Source organism: Limnochordia bacterium (genome assembly GCA_023230925.1).
GTDB lineage: Bacteria > Bacillota > Limnochordia > DUMW01 > DUMW01 > JALNWK01.
In genome coordinates this window covers 1-20,873 of the sequence record JALNWK010000050.1, presented here as the reverse complement: position 1 = coordinate 20,873, position 20,873 = coordinate 1, and the positions used below count along the sequence as shown (strand labels likewise).

12 protein-coding genes are annotated in these 20,873 nt (G+C 48.1%); 1 reads left to right on the top strand and 11 read right to left on the bottom strand.

Features of this window, described 5'->3' with window-relative positions:
* Nucleotides 1-400 precede the first annotated feature (400 nt).
* From M0Q40_10285 to M0Q40_10240, 10 genes are all read right to left on the bottom strand, one after another.
* Entirely contained in the window at nucleotides 401-826 is a 426-nt protein-coding gene (locus M0Q40_10285) for a DUF86 domain-containing protein (protein ID MCK9222989.1), read from the bottom strand.
* Nucleotides 801-1,235 (bottom strand): nucleotidyltransferase domain-containing protein, encoded by a 435-nt coding sequence (locus tag M0Q40_10280; GenBank protein MCK9222988.1) that lies wholly within the window; start codon nucleotides 1,233-1,235, stop codon nucleotides 801-803. The genes M0Q40_10285 and M0Q40_10280 overlap by 26 nt, the downstream gene beginning before the upstream one ends.
* A gap of 327 nt (nucleotides 1,236-1,562) precedes the next feature.
* Entirely contained in the window at nucleotides 1,563-3,473 is a 1,911-nt protein-coding gene (locus M0Q40_10275; protein ID MCK9222987.1) for a glycoside hydrolase family 97 protein, read from the bottom strand.
* A gap of 88 nt (nucleotides 3,474-3,561) precedes the next feature.
* Nucleotides 3,562-5,592, bottom strand: coding sequence for a heparinase II/III family protein (locus M0Q40_10270; protein ID MCK9222986.1), 2,031 nt, complete (start codon nucleotides 5,590-5,592; stop codon nucleotides 3,562-3,564).
* Between the two features lie 60 nt (nucleotides 5,593-5,652).
* Nucleotides 5,653-5,868: a hypothetical protein gene (locus tag M0Q40_10265; GenBank protein MCK9222985.1), complete on the bottom strand. Its 216-nt coding sequence runs from the start codon at nucleotides 5,866-5,868 to the stop codon at nucleotides 5,653-5,655.
* Nucleotides 5,869-6,189: 321 nt separating this feature from the next.
* Nucleotides 6,190-6,762 carry a hypothetical protein gene (locus M0Q40_10260; protein MCK9222984.1) on the bottom strand — a complete coding sequence of 191 codons (573 nt, stop codon included), beginning with the start codon at nucleotides 6,760-6,762 and terminating at the stop codon, nucleotides 6,190-6,192.
* 43 nt (nucleotides 6,763-6,805) lie between these two features.
* A complete protein-coding gene (locus tag M0Q40_10255; GenBank protein MCK9222983.1) occupies nucleotides 6,806-8,047 on the bottom strand; it encodes an extracellular solute-binding protein in 1,242 nt (413 codons plus the stop codon).
* Nucleotides 8,048-8,339: 292 nt separating this feature from the next.
* Complete coding sequence (locus tag M0Q40_10250) at nucleotides 8,340-9,365, bottom strand: LacI family transcriptional regulator (protein MCK9222982.1); 1,026 nt, start codon at nucleotides 9,363-9,365, stop codon at nucleotides 8,340-8,342.
* A gap of 502 nt (nucleotides 9,366-9,867) precedes the next feature.
* Nucleotides 9,868-12,177, bottom strand: a complete 2,310-nt coding sequence (locus tag M0Q40_10245; protein ID MCK9222981.1) for a heparinase II/III family protein — start codon at nucleotides 12,175-12,177, stop codon at nucleotides 9,868-9,870.
* A gap of 121 nt (nucleotides 12,178-12,298) precedes the next feature.
* Nucleotides 12,299-14,581: a metallophosphoesterase gene (locus M0Q40_10240; protein MCK9222980.1), complete on the bottom strand. Its 2,283-nt coding sequence runs from the start codon at nucleotides 14,579-14,581 to the stop codon at nucleotides 12,299-12,301.
* Between the two features lie 673 nt (nucleotides 14,582-15,254).
* On the opposite strand from M0Q40_10240, the gene M0Q40_10235 reads away from it, so the two are divergent.
* Nucleotides 15,255-16,640 (top strand): glycoside hydrolase, encoded by a 1,386-nt coding sequence (locus M0Q40_10235; GenBank protein MCK9222979.1) that lies wholly within the window; start codon nucleotides 15,255-15,257, stop codon nucleotides 16,638-16,640.
* Between the two features lie 446 nt (nucleotides 16,641-17,086).
* Here the strand turns inward: M0Q40_10235 and M0Q40_10230 are convergent, their stop codons facing one another.
* Entirely contained in the window at nucleotides 17,087-20,530 is a 3,444-nt protein-coding gene (locus M0Q40_10230) for an FG-GAP-like repeat-containing protein (protein MCK9222978.1), read from the bottom strand.
* Nucleotides 20,531-20,873 lie beyond the last annotated feature (343 nt).

The window sequence follows — 20,873 nt, the reverse complement described above, 5'->3', positions numbered from 1 at the left end:
GATACGTTCCACCCATAGTTCCTTCTTGGCTTGATTCTTCAAAATACCAACTCCTTCCCCGTGATGTATTGATTATCTCATCACTACCAAGAAGCAGGTATGTGTGCTAGCTTTGACGCTTACGATAATACCTACTAAGGGATGGTGGGCGCCGTGAACACACGAAGAAATAGGTCTGGAGCCGATGAAAAAATGTACCTGAAAGGCAAGTCTTCTGATTTTACCGACTATGGCGACTCCACAGGCGGATGACATGGCTCTGTTGAGTAGTGGGCGTGAGCGTTTTCTATTTTGGTCTGGCTATAGCTACCTGGTTTATTTCTGCCCCAGGGGAAAAGCGTGTAGATTAGCTGACCCACTTAGTACAGCCTGAGAAGCAATCCTTCAACAAGGAGAGAGTTCATCGACAGCCCAGGTAGGAGGAAACCTCACTAATGTATCGCAGGTACTGGGTTTTAACCGCGGTAATGGCACTATACACAATATCATCGTCAATTGTCTGATACTCGTGCACAAGAATATTGCGAAGCCCTGTCGAAGCGGCAATCTCAAGGGCAAATTGCACATCAATCGCTCCGACTTCCGCAAGATCAATGAAGGAATTGAAGTAGTCTTTTGGCGGTCCCTTACCCAGGTGTTTCAAGATCATGTTGTTAATGTCGGTGGCGCATTCCACAATAAGCTGGATTTCCCGTTCAATCGCTCGTTTCAATACTATCTGCTTCTTATACTGCTCCAATGATACCTCATCAGTCATTCCGTCCAATTCCTGATAATACTCGAGCAATACCTCCAGTTTACTACAGATAGCCTCGTTGTTGTGCATCCTTTAACACCTCCTCGATCGAATTCCCAATATGCCTTATCCTTTCTCTAACAACGTTTTGAAGCTCGTAACTCTGTTTTATGTAGTAAAGACAGTATCTGTCAAAGAGACCGTTTTCCTTTTCGTAAAAAGGTCTACCGTGACAGGCTACCTCGTACCGGAGCAACGGATCAGCCCTTCGTAGATCCACCAGATCAATTTCGGATTTACGGTGGAAGATGATCAAATCCCGTATAAGCTCAAAGTATTGATCGGATTTGAGCAAGTTTTTCGATACAAAAGCAATATCGATATCGCTTTCTTCATGATAGAATTCGGTCCCATAGCTACCAAAGTACGCCAGGAACTCAAGGCCATGTTTCTCTGCAATATCAGTAATGGAATCATGCGGTAGCTCAAATTGTCCCACTCTACTCACCGACCTTACCAGACTGTCCTTATTGTTTAGTATATCATAATCATGCGAGCACGAGCATTAGAAAACACGAATTACATCCTACTACTCACGCGGTCTCCAGGGAATCCCGATAGGCCTGCATTGCAACGATGATCGCCCTGAAAGTATGTGCCACAGCACCTATGCTAAGCGATCACATGATCCGGATACTCCCGCAATAGAATCTCTCACTTGGGGGGGCTAGGGCGTGTAAGGGAGTGTGAAAGCGCGCAAAGAGGCATGGGAACAATCTCCCATGCCTCTTGCGCTCAGACGCCATAAAAGCTAAACTGGTAGCGATCAATGTTCTTGATTGTATTGAGGATAAATCCCAAGTTCTTCGTTTGTTGCCGGGCAAAGCCTCATGGCTTGACCTCCGCTTCCGGCAAGTTCTGCTTGCATCACAGTTGATGCGTCAACGACGAACCTTTCGATCTTGACTCCATTACGAGGACCATCGGAGTACACATGAGCTATATACTTCTCATCCGGTGGTAGAAAGTCCAGGGTCAGCTCCACTGTCCTTGGATTTTCGTTGGTCATGGTTCCTACATGCCATTCGGATCCCTTTCGACGGGCAATGGATACAAAGGACCCGATCTCCCCACACAGTACCTTGGTGTCATCCCAGGTCGTTGGTACGTGCTCGAAGAACTCTATCTCGGGTTCACCCCGGTAATCGCTGGGCCGATCATACCAAAACAGAAACTGCAATGGACTATAGAACACTACAGTTGCTGCCATTTGATGTGCATGTGTTGTCTTTAACCGTTTGTCGTAATAGCAGATTGTATAATCCGCCGCCCCTGCGGGGAAACGCACAAAGGGAAGAGTAACATTGTGGGTAGCGGTAGGCATATGTTCATTACCCTGGACACCCTCTTGGGTGAGTAGGTTAGGATAGGTCCTACTAAATCCTGTGGGACGATAGGCATCATGAATGTCAATGAGCAGCTGGTAATCAGCAGCCTTGCGCACCGCATCTAGAAGCCATTTTGTCATTTCCTGTGTGCCCACTTGGACAAAGCCAAACTTGATTCCCTTCAGGCCCCACCTAGCATATATAGGTAGTATTTCATCAAGCTGTCGTTCTAAGGCCCGGCGGTTCACATAAACAAACACTCCAATATCGTGCTTGTTGGCATAACTGATCACTTCTTGTAGATCGAGACCTTGATGACCCTTGCCTACACGGTTAGGATCCAAGGTGACTTTGGTAGCATCGGCCTTGTTATCGGTCTCGGGTCCATACCAACCGGAGTCAAAGGCAATGTACTGAATGTTGTGCTTTTTGGCGAAATCCACTAGGGTCTTAGCACCCTGGGTGGAAAGGGTGACTTCCCGCATAATCTTCCCCGGCTTGATCCATGAGGTATCCTTAATCTGGTTCTTCTGGTTAAGGTTCAGCACCAGGTAATTGTTCTCGATCAGATCTCCCGGTTTATCCCCGAGGATAAAGACCCGCCAGGGAGTGGCAAAGGGTGTCCGTCCTTTGACTTCATCAGCAAAGACTACTCTTAAGATGTCAGTATCCTTGCGCAGGGCACTAAGACGCATCATCGCATAGTCATAGAGGTTAGCCTCTAGCAAACAAGCAACTTTACCATGGGCATACTCAATCGTTAGGGGGCTTTCACAGTTGGGTTTCACATCCCTAGGCGAGACCCTACTGTAATCCCCTTCGGAGCCGTGTTCCTCGTAGACCATCGCACCCTCCGGCAGGTTAAACTGGGTGAACTCACTGGCAATGGTGAAATTCCTAAGGGTCTTCTGCTCGGGCAGCAGGTATCTGAAGGCAACTCCTGCATTATAGGCCCGGAATTCAATCTTCAGTAAACGGGAGGGCGTCTTGTCCTCTTTTAGCACAATCTCCAGTTGGTTATATTCATCCGTAACCAGACTACGTTCCCCGTATACTGGTTCCCAATTATCATTGTGGTAGGTCTTTTCGGAGTCCACCACCACGAAATTGCTTAAGAGGAGACCGTCGTCTTTTAGTATGAGACCTAATAGTGATTCACATACGATCTCCTGTTCATCGAATTCAATACTATAGGCAGCACATCCTTGACCATAGGAGCTACCAACCAGATTCACCTTTACATTGATTCTACCGTCGGGGGATCGTAATCCAATTGGTAGAGCATATACACTCGGTGATAAGGTTAGGGTCGCCAATACGATACAAAGCATGACTAGTAATTTCAACATAGTGTAAACCTCCCGTTACTGATGGGGATTAGAGCTGTCAACTGGCCTGTTATCCCCTGATCCTCATATTTTCACTTTGATGTGGAACTCAGGGCTGAACATGCCACTTTAGAGCATCTATACCGGACAATCCCCTCAGGTCCAAAACACAATCTGTCTTCGCATAGTTGTTAAAGATAACCCGCTGATTCCGCCGCACATAGCTTCCTTGATGTACCCCAAATAGATCCTGGCTTAAAACGAGCAAATGGCCATCGGTCTCAACGGTGTCTTCGCCGATCTGCCAGGCCACATTGCTGTTTTCGTGCATGCGCCGGCCGGCGGTGGTGTTTAGGATCACCTGCCAAGTCCGATCCACTCCCGTAAAAGATAAACCCAGACCATTGGGTAACTCCATCAGCTTAGATTGGAGCATGTCCGGATGCGCCCGGGAAATCATCGTGATAAAATGCCCGTTCCGATCCGTTTCCTGGGTGCTCGCCTTCAGAAACGGCCGTTCTTGCAGATCAGACCCATAGCCGGCCTCGGTACTCCAGTCTAGAGGTTTGGGGCTAAAGACGGAAAGATACAGCTTCTCAGTTCCGTTTTTCAAGGTCACTACATCATCGGTCAACGAGAAGGTTGCCGGAGTATGCCAAAGCAACTGATAGGTTGACGGTTCAAAGGCGAAGACGTCATCGACCACAACTAGGATATCATCAAAAAGGAATAGAGTTCGGGTGGCTCGCCGGACTAACCGAGACAAAGGACCAGTCAACTCCGCGGTTACCTTCTGGTAATGCTTATTTGTGCAAGGATGAAGGAGTTGACCTCTAAAGCGTAAGCCATACAGCAAATCGTCTTTGGGGCCACCTTGATCATTTACTAGTAGGGTACTATGGGCGTAGGTCTGACAATAATAGCTGTGGTATTCAGGGGCACTATATCTACATGTGCCGGAGTCAGCTACGAATTGCACCCCCCGATCAAATACGATTAAGGCCCCGCAATCCGAGTGGGCATGATTCCATACATCCCCTGCCCGCAGTGCCACAAGCATGTCCCGATCACATGAGCGCAAGAGCGCCCATCCAATATCCGGATACATTGCCAAGTCCTCATAGACCGGTGGCTTCGCCTCAAGGGTGTCATCGTACCACAGTAACTCAAAGGGATTCTGGGGATAGGGTCGTACCCGGCGAAAATACCACTGTAATTGCTCGTCTCGGTACAATGATGCTAGTCGCGCGAGAACCATTGGTTCAGCGGTCTGATGAAGATGATGATCACCAAAGTCCGGAGTACACATGCCCTCGGTGGTCTCATAGATGGTATCCAAATAAAACTTACCTGTCTTGGCCAGCTCCGGAAGCTCGTAAACCTTCGGTAGCTGACCGGAACAACAGGCCAAAGCTTCATAGAACTTAAGTAGATATATTAACGTATAATTGCAGTAGGTGAAGCTTTCGTAAAAACCACCCTGCTCCCCGAAATTACCGGGCTTGTTCCACAATTCATTGCCCTTGTAAGTCACAAATTCATCTAGGGCAATGGTGATTTGTCCTAACCAGTAGGCCCGGTCCTTTAGACCACGACATGCTAACAACGCCACTGCAGAGGCACCAATACATACGGCCCACCAGTTGTGTCCCATGCTATCTAGACAATGCACCCGCAAGGCTCCATCTACCCAATCCCGTATCATCGGTTCAATGCCCAAAGACCACAAAGCCGCTTCCGTAGTCTGCCGCCGCTCATCGTCCAGAATAGGACGAATCCAATCGTAGGCGATACCTACCCCGCAGGCTACTTCCGAGGTATCTAGGTCACTGTACCAAGGAGGCACCCTCCTTAGCATAGCCGGCTGGACCCAGTACTCAAGACTGATTAGTTCGCTGATTAATGCATCTGCAGCCAAAGCATAGGTTTCATCCTTAGTCAACTGGTACGCCAACCCCAAAATCTGTGCCTCACTGGCGCTTTGGCGTTTGTCAATGTCTCCAGGGGACTTTCCCGGTTCTTTTTCCAATAACTTATCCGCCAATTGGAGGATATGCTCCCGCCCCTTGCCTAGGGGTGTATCTATAGCTGCCCTTTGGCAGCGCACTAACCATTCGCTAGATATGTATAAATGATCCATCAATGGCGATTCACCTCATACCTTGCTACAACAAGTCAAAAGACCGCTCTTTCAAACCCTCTACCAATGCCTGGTACCGACAACTACCTGATACCGCCATGCAGACCCGCTGGACCAATTCGCCTCGCCGGTCCTCCATGTCATGATCGCTACGCCAGTTACCATAGCCATTGGTATATCCTTAAGGGTAATCTTCTTCTGGTGCCAATCATTAATGTGCCCGTAGTCCCATTCGTTAGAGCTTTTCTGAAACAGAATCAACCTTAGCTTATCCATTCTCTTCGTTCATTTTCCCACGAAGCTTCAGCCTGTGGGGGGCGTTTAGGCAGAATACCAGAATATGGCAAGACACGCAACATAATCTTGTTATCACCCGAGGACTGTTCTTTGGTAGGGGTGATCGCCCCAAGCTAAGCTTCACCAGGAACCATGGATTTCGCGAATCATCTTCCCGACTACGGGAACGGTAGCCATATACCGGGGTGTTTGCTCCCAAAGACCGTGGGCAAGCTCCATCGCTCTACTGTTCTTCCCCGTTGGTCAAACTACCGTAGATAGGTATCGGCGCCGGAAACACCGGCGCCGACCATCCTTTACCTATTGCACAACGTTAACTGTAACGCCATCAACAGGTGTCTTGCTGATGCCAATCCAATCAAACAGGGCATGCACTTCAGCATCACCGAAGTCGATTACTTCACCTGGTTCACCAATACTAATGCGAAGAGCTCTTAGCACCTTACCCTCCGGCAAGGGAGTGGCCACTTCAAGCCATTCATCGTTGACGTTGCGGTAGTAAGAAATCTGCCTATACCATTTACCGTCCACAAATACCTCCGCATTCAAATGTACATCCTCCATCATCTTGATTCGGAAAACAATGGTGGGGTACCCAACCATGTCCATCCCCGTCTCACCAATAAGGAAGTCCCAAGCACAATTGTCCCGCATGTCGCTTGTGTCCAGGTACCACATCTTGCCGATTCCCTCTCCTGCAGGGTCAAACCCTCCAAGCAAGTAGTTGTTGTTTGCAAAGGGAACCCACAGCTTTACCTCATCGACATCGAACTCGGTGACCATCTTGAGTTCTCCCCACGATGCGAAGGTAGCTGGTGCAATACAAACCAACAGAAGAACTAGTGCGATACTGATCATAGATACTTTTTTCATTTTCTTTCCTCCTTGTCCTGTTCCTGGTTTTAGTGATATTTGTTTATTGCCCCAACATAATGCGACTTCTAGTTGTCAGGGTCAAACAGAACTCCTCTGGAGAGATTTCTCCTTTAATCAGTTTATCCATCAATGGATTCCATACGTTAGACCACCGTCGATACTCCGGGAAAGTCGGCATTGGTTGTCCACTGAAGAGTAATTCCCAGTAGATATCCGTCGGTTTGATGATCGAAATATGAGAGCTAATGACAGCTTCCTGATACTCTTTCACCACCGACAAGCCACCGTAACCAGTCTGTGCTCGCTTAAGTTGTACATCAGGACGGGCCAAGTACTTTACTAAACGCCAAGCCTCCTCTGGGTGCTCGCTGTTGGCGCATATCGCTACAGCGGAACCCCCAAGCATGGCGACCTTCTTCGGTTCGTCATTCCATGGATGCCACATCAGTCGGACCGGATTATCAAATTCCTTTTCCTGTCTCTCCCAGTACGGGAAGTCATAGGCCCCACCGCCAATGTACATACCACATTTATCTAGGGTTGAGTAGTGTCCAGGACTCGATACAACCCCTTTTTCCACTAAGTTTTGCAGGAATTTTACAGTCTCGATTCCCTTCGCGTTGTTAATTGTTACGTCAGTGAAGTCTTCATTGAATACCTGAACGTCATTTGACCAGAACCAGCTCTGCAGACCCATAAAGTGCCACCAAAAACGAGCACCTTCCTGTTTGAACTCGCCATTATCGTAAATAGTGAGCTTGCCAGCATACTCCTCAAAGGTATCCCAGTCCCACTCGGAGTAATCGGGAAGGAAAAGACCTGCCTCTTCAAATACGTTGGGGTAATACACGGCCAAGTCCCTTGCAAAAGCCGTCAGCGGCATGGCCCAAAGCCCTTCATCCCTAGTGAAAAACTCGATCGCCCAGGGAACAAACTCATCTTCATCCACATCCGCATCAGCCGCAAAGAACGATTTGAGGTCCCAATAGGCCCCTGACTCGTACCAAGAAGGAAAATCATCGTAACTAACCATAGCAATATCCGGCATAGTGTCGGTGACGATAGAGACAGTAAATCGGGTGATGAAATCAGCTGGCTGGCTAAATTCCACTTCGATATCCGGGTTTTCCTCCATGAAATCCTCGATGATCTGTTTTTCCCCTTCGAACATTTGTGAATTTAACCATCCGGCCCAATAGGATATCTTAGTTTTTGCTCCGACGGTCGCTGAAAATGCGAGGCAAAACACTAGTACAAATCCAATAACCAGTCGTTTTCTCATGAATATATTCACCTCTTATATTCTTCATATTCTTAACTATAGTTCTAATCGTTGCTGAATTGACAATTACTTCGGTTAGCTACGAAACGCCTCACCTTCTTTCTAAAAGCTGCGTTTTCTGGGTGATCTATGAGCCTAAACCTTTGAGACAGTATACACACATTTTAAAAGAAACTGTTAATGTTCTACTCAGGGTTTATTGCGATTCCTTGTAAGGTTCACACTTTTCGTTATTCCCTGTCTTTACATCACACAAAACACACATAGGCTGAGTCTTTGCACACTGGTGCTACTATGCCTTAAGCCTTACAGACGAACTCCGGATAACCAATTCTGTATCAAATAGAATCTTCGTCTGCTTCGGCTTCTCCCCATTGATCATCTTGATTAACATCCGCGTTGCCGTTTCCGCCATTTCGTAGTAGAGGCACCTTACACTAGTAAGCTTGGGCCTTGTTATATCTGCGATCATCGTATCATCGAATCCAACGATCCCCACATCTTCCGGCACTACCAAGCCCCGTTGTTCAGCAAGATCTTTAATCCTCAATGCCCAATAGTCATTAAAACAAATGAATCCGTAAGGCCCTGGGTATTGCATCACCCGTTCGAAATGAGCGTCTAACTTGCGATTATCCACTACGAGTGCATCATTGAACTCCCGGTCTTGTTCTCGTAAGGATGCTCTGTAACCTTCCCGTCGCTCAAAATCCACAGGAACAGTATTTTCACGTCCTGGCGCGTCAGCTCCCGGTCGATGACCCGTTACATAGGCAATAGTCCGATAGCCCTGTTCAATCAAGTGGTTTGTGGCCAAATACGTTCCTTTGTGATTATCGGCGTGTACGTAGTTGACCCGGGGTGCATCAAGTTTGCGATTGACTAAGGTAAACGGTAGTTCCGCCTCATAGATGCGGTCAATTAGCCTATCTCCCATGGCACTGTAAAACAAAATCACGCCATCAACCCTTTTCCGGTTAATGAGCTTGGTTACCTTTTCCTCATTGGAGTCCTCTACTAAGGAAATATTGTAATCATTAGCAAAACAGACTTCGCTAATACCACCTAAAATCTTGCCCGTCACAAAATCCATGTTTCTCATCCAACTCAAGGGAGCAACCACACCAACCGTTCCGGTCCGTTGATGGACCATATGTCGCGCCGCAACATTGGGGGTGTATCCCAGGCGGTCAATAACCCGCGCAATGCGGTTTGCTGTCTCTTCGCTCATTTGCTCCGATTTCTTGTTCAGGAAATTGGAGACTGTAGCCGGAGATACGTTAGCTTCCTTTGCTATCTGCCGAATTGTGACACTCATACCCCAACACAACCTATCACCATTAATGAACTGCTATGGTATATATCTTCTATACCGTTTCAGTAATTCCTTCTTTTGTTCGGAGGTTTTTCCTCTGTTTTTCCGATTTGAGCAACCAATGTTAATAAGGCCCTGTACTACGGCATTCCCAGACAGATGCTGGTAAAACAGAGTGTTTGAACCGTCAACATAACCGACAATGAACTCATTCGTGACTCTGAATAGTCACTGTACCGTTTTACTACCACGCGGAGATCCCCGCCGACCACTACTTAGTAACTATGAACACTGCATGTCGAGCTCTTATCATCAAGTACCACAACTTCCGCCCCCGCCTAAGAACGGAAGCGTGGTATTGGCGCTAAGTCACAGCCTAGCGCCAATCGGTCTACAGGAATACCTGGACGTCATTGACTAAAACAGCGCAAAGGCCGCGAATCCCCCATTTGTCGTCCCACTGCTACCACACACCGGTAGCTGAAGACTCACCTTGTTCAGACAACTATCGCACATACGGCTCCTGATACAATACAGATACTTCGGACGATGGAACAATAAACGCACTATCAAAGTCGGTAACGATAGTCTGCCAACCGGAGTCGTCTTGTTCAGCTACAAATGAGCTCCGCTCCGTTGAGCTAAACTCAATTCCTCCATCGACGTACAGACTACTTCCATCCACAAGGGCGATTCTTATTACTTCCCCTGCGGCGATCTCTAGGGCCACGACAGTAGCATCGCTCTTTACGCCCTGCCCGTTAATTCCCTCGGTCCCTGTAAATACTAGTAACTGACGATCCCGATGCTGAATACGGTATCCCACGCCTTCCCCCATGTCTAGCTCCGCCACCTTAGCATCTGCCCCGTCGATATTGTTCAGGGTAATTGCAAAGAGTCCCGTTTGTCTCATGTCATTTACGATTGGCCCAAAGGCGTAGTATTCGGCGAACTCGTCATTGGGAAGGCATCCAGCCTTCATCTTGACATCAATCTCCTGGGAAAAGAGCGGAATAATCGTGGCGGATACCGATTTTCCTTTGATCACCACATGATTGTCTTGCACGTTAGTCTCACCCTGGGGATGAAAAAGCCACTCAAATTTCCGTGCCCTTTCAAGGGGAATCAGATCATCCATGATGAGCACCAAATCTGGCCCTAAAAGTAGCACGTATCGATAAGCTTGTTCTACTCTACGTGCATAGGCCTCGGTAAAATCAGCTTTGGCCACAGCAAACTGATCAACACCTACAGAAAACGAGACCGAAGGTTCTTTTTGACCTCTATTGGGTAGGGTATATTCCCTCTGCTCGAAACCATCTATCAACACTACATTATGGGCACGGGATGCCCGATAATAAGCCTGGTAGAGTGATGAACTGTAGGCAGTAACTCCCGAATCTACAATCAGTGGCTCTCCTTGGTAGTATACCTCGAAGCTACCAGCATCTCGATGGGCGTGACCAGCATTATGGCCGCTAATAAGGCCAACCACAGTGTCCCTTGGGCCCCAACCCGAACGCAGCACCGCCCATCCGATACCCCTGAACAGCTTGGCAGGACGCTGCAAAACATCCGGTACTGTTAGTGATATCTGCGCCGGTTCTCTTCCGTCTAGGTAGGGGTTATAAATGACGGAATAGGGACCCAAAGGAGACTTCATAAAGGTCAAGAACCAGTTTGCCACTGGATCATTACGTAGCAGATTGATTCCAGCTAGAGCGTTAGCATCACCCGATCCACCAGGAGTATCCCCGAAGGCTAATCCTTTGGCGGCAGTTCTGCTGCGATCAACAACTGCAGTCCAAGCGAAAAATTCAGGTACCTGATCAAGCCGGGAATGGTTTAGAAGACTCCAATCCCCTTCCGCTCTACCAAGGGCCACAAAGAACCTCACCGCATTGTATAGCGCGTAATTGGCATACCCGAGTGATTCGAAGTATCCTCCATCGGGATCGAAGTTCTGAGATACCCAGGCCCCCGGTGGATACCAAAGATACTTGGAAGTATCATACTCCTCCAATACTCCTCCATCAAATTCAATCCATGCTTTCATCGCTGTTTTAAAAGACTCTATATACTGCCTTACTTCGGGCGCTTCCGGTTCAACAGCTAGGGCACCAATAGCTGCTGCACTAATAGTCACAGCATACCAGTTGCCTTGGGGAGTCTGATGGGTACCATGGGGATTTTTCGTGTCAGCATTGGACCAATCAAGGAAAGCAGGAATGACCCCCTTTTGTATAATGGCTTCTCGAATAAGGCTTCGCTCTTCTTCAGTAAACAGATCATAGCACCAATCATAGACAAGCCCCACCGCGGCTGTAAAGGTCGATGACTCAAGGGTGGATATCCACGGAGGGTCGTACCGATCAAAGGAAGGAGCAACCCACCTCTCGAACTTAGCAACGGAAAGGGCTATCTCTTTTAGTCTATTAGCGTAGCGCATATCACCGGTGAGAAGATAGGCAATCCCCATCGTTTCAACTTGCCAGATAGCCGAGTCTGCAACCCCTCCGTAGTTGTCCTTGGGCTCTTTGGACTCCCAGGTACTATAAAGGGCTTCAGCAGCTCGTCCTAGTACCGTTCTTACGGTTCTATACAATTGTATATCGGTCTCCATTGCTTCATTAATCCGCTGTAAACCAGCAGTATTCACCAAGACTCTCGGGTGCACAGGACTCTGTGTTGCTTCCTGGCCACATATGGTTGTGGGAAAAAGAATCGAGATCATAATGGCAATGACAAACAAAGGTCCTAGAAATCTCGACCTAGACATGTATTGATGCGGAATAATTGGCATCTTCTTTTCCATAGAAATGAGCTCTCCTTACATTGTTTTACTGGTAAGCTCACCACTAAAAGTGGTAGCCGTCCAGTGAATAAACGGTAAACCTAACGTTCTCCAAAGTGAGTGTGACTTAGGTTATCCTGATTCACTCCGTTATAACTGCCAGCTGTCGAATCACGCCTTCCTGTCGGTCGATCATAAAGTGATTCGTAAAGCCTTGAACAGATTTCTTCGTCTCGTACTCACCGTAATAGGGCGAGTAAGCCCTCACTTCGATAAAACGCTCATCCAAAAATTCCATCAGAACCAGCCACCCTTCACCCCCTTTGGGCTCCCCTTGATAGTCTGCTAGGATCTCATACACAAAGTTGCCATGGTCTCCAATGGCCACCTCACTTCGCATCGTGGAGATACTGGTATGTCCACTCAGCACCAACCGTATATTCTGGTGTTTGCGCACAAGCTTCTCCCACATCTGTTCCCCATCATTCACAGTCTCATTGGGATCTTGGGAAATGGGATAGGCTTGGGGTGATGCACTGGTGGTAGATGGTGTTATTCGCTTACCGCTTGTTGATGTATAAGTATGGGTGATGATAATCACCTGGTGATCGTCGTAGGCCTCAACGATCTGGTTTGCCCATGCGAGTACCCCATCCCGAGGTCCGAACTCCAAAGACAGTACAAGAATTCTCTCCCCACCGAGCTGGAACGTATAGTAGCTATTCTCGTGGCGTCCTTCCTGAAAGACACCTCCAAAGTAAGGTAAATCCTGATAGCGACTTACTGGGAAGTAATTGTTAAAGAGTGTGCTGGTGCGGTTTTGCACACTCCCAGTCCGCGGCACTAGATCATGATTACCCACGGCAAGTACATAGGGGACAATACCGTCTAACACAGACAGTATTCGGTCAGCCCGTTCCCATTGAGTGTGGGTACCGTTGTTCACAATATCACCGACGTGTAGCATTAGGCGAATGTTCTGATCCTGGGCGTTGGCCGCCAGCCACTCGGTCTGACGGGTAAAGATGTAAGGATGGTCCTGGGTATAATACTGGGTATCCGGCAGCACAACGATACTGAAGGGATACACTTCACTTGCCTTCATTGATGGCAAGAAGTCTGTGAACAAATGGGAGGCACGACGGTTATCCGTATCTAGCACAGGAACACTTACTGCAGTGAACTCAACTTGCCACAACCCCTTCTTCTCGGCTTGGGGAACGACCAGGGATAACGGAACCGTGGTTGGCTCCTGGCCAATACTCAGCAGCCCAGCAAAACACTGTACAGGAGGGTATTCCTGACTGTAGTATCTTTTCTCTTCCTCATCCCAGATCTGCCGGGACAGGTTTGCCATAATCTCCACCCCAAGCCCGGCCGTATCGTAGTCGGCCTGAATATGTGCAGCCGATTGAATCCTACGAGCATCCCGTTCGAATGCAATACGATCATAGGCTACAGTCAAACGACCTATTGTTAGGTCGAAACGTCTAGTTAACCAAACGTGACCATCGTCTATGTAGAGCATCTCCAGGGTTATCTCACCGGGAGGAATCTTCATTAGCGATAGGGGAATATCCCTCTGCTCTCCTGCGGCAGCAAAGGGACCGATCTCATGAACCTCGCCAGTGGACCGATTCACGAAACGGAGGGAATACTCACCCGGGGCAGTAGCCCCTGGCACCAGCAAACGAGTAATTGCCTCTTCCGTTCGCTCAAACTTGAACTTGGGAGCCAGATTATCCTTCACCGAAAGGAGTTGCGTCTGGGAACCTACAGGTATATATTTCCGATAAACCTGTATACCTTCAACGTATACACCGGTGGTGCCGCCTCTCCTCTCCTGCAGAACACCAGCCACTGCCGAACTCAGCTCACCTTGGTTAGGTATATTTCCACGACCTCCCGAGGTCACTAAGCTCTCCTGGGTCGTGTCAAAAACCCACCAGGAAATGGCTCCACTATCCGCGTCATAACTAAGAAGAGCCTGATAAGTACTCCCCTTGCTCGGTGTAAGCGTAGCTAGTTCATTGGGCTTTTGTCCATCGATGCAAAGATGAATCCGCCATAAAGGCAGCCAACCCCCAGATACTTTCGACCATTCAAGGGTGATCTTAGGTTGCAGGCTCTCTTCTATGGAAGCAAATCCCGCCAAACATATTTTCTCTGTTGCCTGAACCGCCCAATTGGCGCCAACGGTTAGTGAGCTGACCGTTGTAAGCGAAGACTCCATCGCCGATACTGGCACAAGCTTTAGTTGATAGGTCTCGGCCTCGACGTATTGGAGATCTCCTTCAAGCTTCTGCTGAGGATCTGGAGTGACTAGTACAGTCTGTGCCCCCATCGGTTGTACAAGGAATATTGTGAATACCAATACTACAACGAACAATCTGCACATTACCTGGTTTTGCTGTTTAAGTTTCATTAGCACATCCTCCGTATCTAACATCAATAGGATCAAACAAACCCCTACGCTAGATAAAAGCACTTCATATCGCTTTTGTTTCGGTTTAGTTACGTTTCATGCACGCCTTAGTATATAGTTTCTAGATCGTTTTAGTAATTCCTTCCCGGAATAACAATTCCCTGCAAGTAAATGCGGGACGCCTTAGGCATGGGGCTTAGACCGTCACTATATAGAGGAAATACCAACAGGAATCATTGCGGAAACTAGCCTGTCAGAGATTACCAATACCACCAGACAAGGCGTCATCATCGTGGAGCTCTTTATACGAAACACTCCTAGTACCGGATCTATGGCGTTATCCGACGGGGATCGGTGGAGACTAAATCGGTACAGTCACACGTAAGAAAACACTAACTCCAAAAATCACACCGCGATCCTCTTACAGCCTATATATTAGACGAAATCAAGCAGGTACTTGGCAGTACCAGGTCGAATATATTACATTAATACAGAACCACGTTCTATTAAACTGAACCTTTGGGAAGTAGCAGGATAAACATATCGCAAGATTGTCTCTAGCAACTTCGCCGACTTAATCGCAACCATATGGTCTTAACAGCTTCTCGCTAGTATTTGGGTCTGGTGTTTGTTTTGCGTAAACATATTATCGACAAAACGGAGGTTGAAAGCCGTGGAACTAAATATTACCCGGTTAGCACCAAATAATCGAAGACTTCAAGTCGACTGGATGAAATCAGGCATTCCGTCTGGTGTATCACTCGCCATCCAGTATACGACTTCGGGAAAGGATTGGGATGATTGCGTTTCCTTCTCCGTTGAGCACGACCAAAAAAGGGCAATGATCAGTAATCTAGAAAACGGCCTTGATTACAGACTGCGTCTTGTGGCCTTAGATGATCAAGAACAGGTATTAGTAGAAAGTGCAACAAGGCTATTTAGGACCGGCTTTGTTCCCGGGGTAGCAGTCAACTACATCCATCCCGAGGATTACACGTATAATTTCTCGGGTCGCTCACCTGCTAGCCCATCCATTGTAAAGCTGCCGACGGGAAAGCTAATCGCTTCCCACGACGTTTTCTGGGGCAATCACGGGCAGAACTTGACCCTGGTATTTCAGTCGAGTGATGAAGGTAACACTTGGGAGTTTCTATCTGAGATCTCTCCCTGCTTTTGGGGCAAACTCTTTCTGCACCGAAGTGCCCTGTATATGCTTTCAACCAGCACAGAGTACGGCGCCTTATTGATCCGGCGAAGTGATGACCAAGGAAGAACTTGGTCTGAGCCAACGGAGATTCTACCCGCTGGAGACCGTAAGAGTGGCGGCCCACACAAGGCGCCTGTGCCCGTGTTAGAATATCAAGGTCGCCTGTTCAGCGCAGTTGAGTTAGGCTCCTGGAGTTTGGGCGGCCATGACGCTGGGGTAGTATCTGCACCGGTGGATGCTGATTTGCTGGATCCAAAAAGCTGGACTGTAACACCCTTTTTACCATACGATCCCACCTGGCCCGGAGCAATCCGAAACGGTGAAAACCCGAGTATGCTTGAGGGGAACGTTGTGGTAACACCAAACGGAAAGCTGGTTAATATCCTTAGATATCATACCAGGGGCGGTCAGCCGGACTACGGCAAGGCGATTATGCTCGACATTGATACCGATCGTCCTGCGGCACCGCTCAAATTCCGACAAGTAATTGATTTTGAGGGTAACATGTCCAAGTTTACAATTCTATACGATGAACAATCCAAAAAGTATTGGTCCCTTGTTAATCGTGTCACCACCGAGAATGTGAACCAGCGAAATGTACTGACCTTGGTTTCATCAACCAACCTAGTAAACTGGAATATTGAGGCGGACATCCTTAACTACGAGGACAATGGGTGGCCTGAGGATCTAACGAAAGTCGGCTTTCAGTACGTGGACTGGCTAATCGACCATGACGATATACTCTTCCTATCAAGAACCGCTATTAATGGCGCTTGGAATTTTCATAACGCCAACCATATTACATTCCACAGAATAGAGAACTTCCGGTCTATTAGTAACGTTTTAGACTGACGTTAAGATAGGAACCTGATAGGCTACAACTATCAAGCCTATCAGGTTCCTATCGGAAAGCAACCATGGCATTTTAGGTTGTATCGCTAGAAGGATCACACTTAGTCCGACCTGTTAATAGACCCTGTTTCGAAACATTTCCTCAGTTCTTGATTGTTGACTTCCTATTCGCAGATCATAAGCCCCTACAAGGTCTTTATCCTTCAATAGTCATACTAATCACTCTGTATCCACCTAGGGTGACTATAGCCCGGTATACTCCGCTTTATGTGCGATTTCTGTCCGTCACACCAGAGATTTGCCTCCGACTTACTTCAGGTTCCACCTTGCGATGGACACACTTGTCTTCAGCTATACACATCCCGCTATCAGAGGATGTTGGGAACTTGCACCAGTTAGACTACACCCATGCAGGGCTTCCTCCATTACACTTCGTTACCAGCTCTTTACTTGGTCCCCCTCAGCCTAACTAGACCCAGCTGAACACAGTCCGCACCGATGTCGCTTTGGTATAAGACGACCCGAAAGAATCGTACCGGCGTTTCTTCAGTTACCACTCCTTTTACCTCTAGGTGAAACCAATCATCCTGTTGCTCGGTGACTATGGGAGCATAATCAAGTTCCAGCCATGTTGCACCATCTCCTGAAACAGCTAGGCCTAGCACCTGCTCCACTTCTTCGACTAAGGAATACAATTCTAGATGATACTCCCATAAATCGGTGGTTTCCCAAACCAAGTACTCAGTGCTATTGTCTTGTCGCACCTTTCGATTGGGATCGCCAAATAGAATATCAGGCGTATATGCATACGTCCAACCAGCAGATTCGTCACTAGTTTGTGAACAGCTGACTGTACCAAACCATGCCGAGGACTCAGGCGGTCGGAAATCATCGATGATCCGCCACCAATTACTCACCTGAAATCGCACTGTCTGCTCAGTAGTCAACCCGGCTTCATTTTCTGCTGTAACCATGAGGACGTGATAACCGTCGGCAAACTGTAGGGTATCAATTGACAGATCCGCCGGAAGATCGGTTCCTGAATAGACCTGTTGACCACCTAGTTTAACTGTAATCTGGCGCAAATCACTGACCGGAGACTCCACAATAATATCCGGCACTAGTGTTCTGCTGACCACCGAAGTCTCTGTGGGTGACTTAATCCGCATGATCGGAGCCTCAAAGAGACTCAGATCTAAACGCCGGTAAAGCATTATGCGGCCCCTTTCATTACCCACCAACAGATTAAGTCCTCCGCCACCCAGAGTAGTCCCAGTGGGCCCGCAGGCATGGGCTCCACCGGGATTCAGAACCTCTCCTTTATACTCAAATGGAACTGGGTGTCGGAAAACAGGTCTCTCGTTGGTACCGACGTTTTTCATATACAACACATTAGCCACCGCGGATGGACCAAAGGCTGGTTGAGGAAACCCTGTTTCTCTATTGGGTATCGCATTCTGACGGGAAGTACCAATAATCAAATCCAACACTCCGTCGCCATCCCAGTCTGCGAAACTAAGTTTGGCCCTGCCTGTTGCCCCGGAATATCTATAGCATGTGGAAATCGGACTGCCGTCATCTAGCAAAAGTCTACCACCATCTTGTACGTTGTAATCATCAATTTGCCAGTATAGTCGAAGATATCCATCACCATCAATGATCACCATACCAATTCGCTCGCCAAGCCGAGCAATAGCAGGCTGGACCCGCCAATGGCCGTGTAGTTCAAGACCATCACAGTAGATCGGTCGCTGCACATCGAGGATAGGATTTGTCGGCGCACCCCGATTAATGAAAACAGTATAAGCCCCCGTGATATCGCCCATAACTATATCGGGTAATCCATCACTATTCCAATCAAAAACTGCAGGGCAACTATATCCCCACCTGGACTCGCCAATTCCTTGAATGCTACCGCGATATCCACCTTGGATATGGATCTCTTGCCCTCCAGCCGGCACCGGAACCCCGGGAAGAAAAGCAGGTTCGTCATTACTACCGACATTCTCAAAGAATAGCACCCGGCCCTCTGAGTTGCCAACAATAAGATCCGATACGCCATCGCCATTCCAATCCACCGTATTAAGGACCGGTAATGTCCCTCCATACAACTCAGCCTCCTCTTGAAGCAGCGGGGTAGGCTGATCATAAATCGGACGGCCATTCGGGGTGAAGTCACCTGTAAATCGGTAATAGTAAATTAGACCCTGACCACCGACGATTAAATCTGATACACCGGTTGCACCATTAGGATATGCACTAACAGCGGGTCGAATAGTCGGATGGCGCAAGGCATTCCCGTCGGCTCCCACCGCATATCGTTGAGGTGTTAACTCAACCCCATCCTGAACAGTGTTGCGATAGTAGACTAGATTACCAAACCGTGTGCCAACAATTAAGTCTTGTTCTGATCCCTCTCCTAGATTCACAAAGGCCATGTTAGGTATACCCAAAGGAATCTCCCTCTGTGTACTCGAGGCAAGGCGTGCATCACCAATCGGTTTATCAAATAAGCTAGCCAGAGTGACCACGTACAAATACCGGTATGGAATATCCCCTCTCCAGATCCCCGCACCATCGTAGGGCTGAAAACCAGATTCCCAACGGTCAGCTCCTCCGGGATTCAAGCTGGCGCCATCCGGCATTTCCAAAATCACATCTACTGTACCGTCGGTGTTAATCTTCACAGCAAGATTCTGTGGAGTGGTCGGTAAACCTTTCAACGTCATTCTGGCTTGTTCCGTGAAGCTAAAAGTCTGCCGGTCGAACGCCGTACGAACCAATTGCTGTCCATCTAAATAGAAACCATAGATGATGCGATCATCGGTTTGTAGAATAGCGGCATTGCTCTTGAATGGTGCCTGCACAAGTATGGGTACACCAAACACCGGTACACCGTAATCCACTCGTTTCCATGGGAACAAATACAAGCCACCATAGGGTCCACCACTACCGCGAATGAATAGATCGGGCTGCAATGAGTCAAATACATAAGCCGAGCCTAACGGATAGGTGTCAAGCACCGGAAGGCTTAAAGGACCAACTCCATCTTCGGTCCCAACTAATAACGGAAGTGTACCCGGATAATCCCGATGCCCAACGACCGGAAATGGACCTGGGCGTTTTACTTCATCGGCGGCACCTTTAGAAAAACCATACTTCTCCTGAAGATAACGTTCCACTTTTTCCCGCTCTCCTTGAGATAATGTCCGATTAAATATGATGATTTCCGCTATATCTCCGTCAAGATGCCCCTCTGTACTCCCGGGTCGATGTCTTTTTCCAATGTAGACATCATCCGAATTAGACATCTGATGCATGATATCCGCAACCTCAGCAACCAACATACCATTCGAATAGATGCCGATCTGCCCCCTATTGACATCGTAGACATCGGTCTGCAGGTGATACATCTGCCCACGCTCGAACAGTGCCCCATTCTCCAATTTACCGGAGACCGACAGACCACCTAAGGGCATGACAAACCAAGCATCATCCTGTGACCCACTGGCATTATCCTTTTTCTGCATTAAACGAAACCCACTTTGATGACTATAGACAACAAATACCGTCAGCCCACTATTAGTGTTCAATTCCTCTCTGTGAGACACCCGCAAGTACGTTGTCGCTCCATCAAAACGGACCACTGGCATTCCGTTGATCGCATTGGGTACCGAGCGCGGCCTACCACCCGACTCTGATACTGCATGGTTTTGGGCTGGCGACTGATCTTCCCAGACTGTCACTTTGCCATCTTCCGTCTCAATCCCACGGTCTGCCCTTAACCAAAGCTGCACACCATAAGGCATGACAAACTCAGCGGCCTCCGCTTTAAAAACTACGGGTAGTAATCCCACTATTAGGCAAAACCCGATAACTATCCTTTTCATCACAATTCTCTCCTTCGAGCACAATTCCCCCATGCTAGTAGGCTTAAAAAGGTTCAAATCAACTACACCGGTTGACTTGGCCCCTAGAAACCGTACTTACCCTGTAGATATCGCTCGATCATTTGCCGTTCGGCCACGGGCAATGCCCGGTTATAGATAATAATCTCAGCTATATTCCCCAACAGGTGCCCTTCGGTACTGCTAGGACGATTCCGTTTACCCGGTCTGACCCCCTAAATTCGGACATTATGCTACAATGGCTGTCCTTCTTATAGAATTGCTCATGAATGCTTGGTGATACTGTCGAGGGCTTTGGTAGTTTAGGCTACCATGTCTACGTCGT

Coding starts and splice junctions, on each gene's coding strand:
- M0Q40_10255 (MCK9222983.1), bottom strand. CDS start 8,047: ATGAGAAAACGACTGGTTATTGGATTTGTACTAGTGTTTTGCCTCGCA.
- M0Q40_10230 (MCK9222978.1), bottom strand. CDS start 20,530: ATGAAAAGGATAGTTATCGGGTTTTGCCTAATAGTGGGATTACTACCC.
- M0Q40_10270 (MCK9222986.1), bottom strand. CDS start 5,592: ATGGATCATTTATACATATCTAGCGAATGGTTAGTGCGCTGCCAAAGG.
- M0Q40_10265 (MCK9222985.1), bottom strand. CDS start 5,868: ATGGATAAGCTAAGGTTGATTCTGTTTCAGAAAAGCTCTAACGAATGG.
- M0Q40_10275 (MCK9222987.1), bottom strand. CDS start 3,473: ATGTTGAAATTACTAGTCATGCTTTGTATCGTATTGGCGACCCTAACC.
- M0Q40_10245 (MCK9222981.1), bottom strand. CDS start 12,177: ATGGAAAAGAAGATGCCAATTATTCCGCATCAATACATGTCTAGGTCG.
- M0Q40_10260 (MCK9222984.1), bottom strand. CDS start 6,762: ATGAAAAAAGTATCTATGATCAGTATCGCACTAGTTCTTCTGTTGGTT.
- M0Q40_10240 (MCK9222980.1), bottom strand. CDS start 14,581: ATGAAACTTAAACAGCAAAACCAGGTAATGTGCAGATTGTTCGTTGTA.
- M0Q40_10250 (MCK9222982.1), bottom strand. CDS start 9,365: ATGAGTGTCACAATTCGGCAGATAGCAAAGGAAGCTAACGTATCTCCG.
- M0Q40_10285 (MCK9222989.1), bottom strand. CDS start 826: ATGCACAACAACGAGGCTATCTGTAGTAAACTGGAGGTATTGCTCGAG.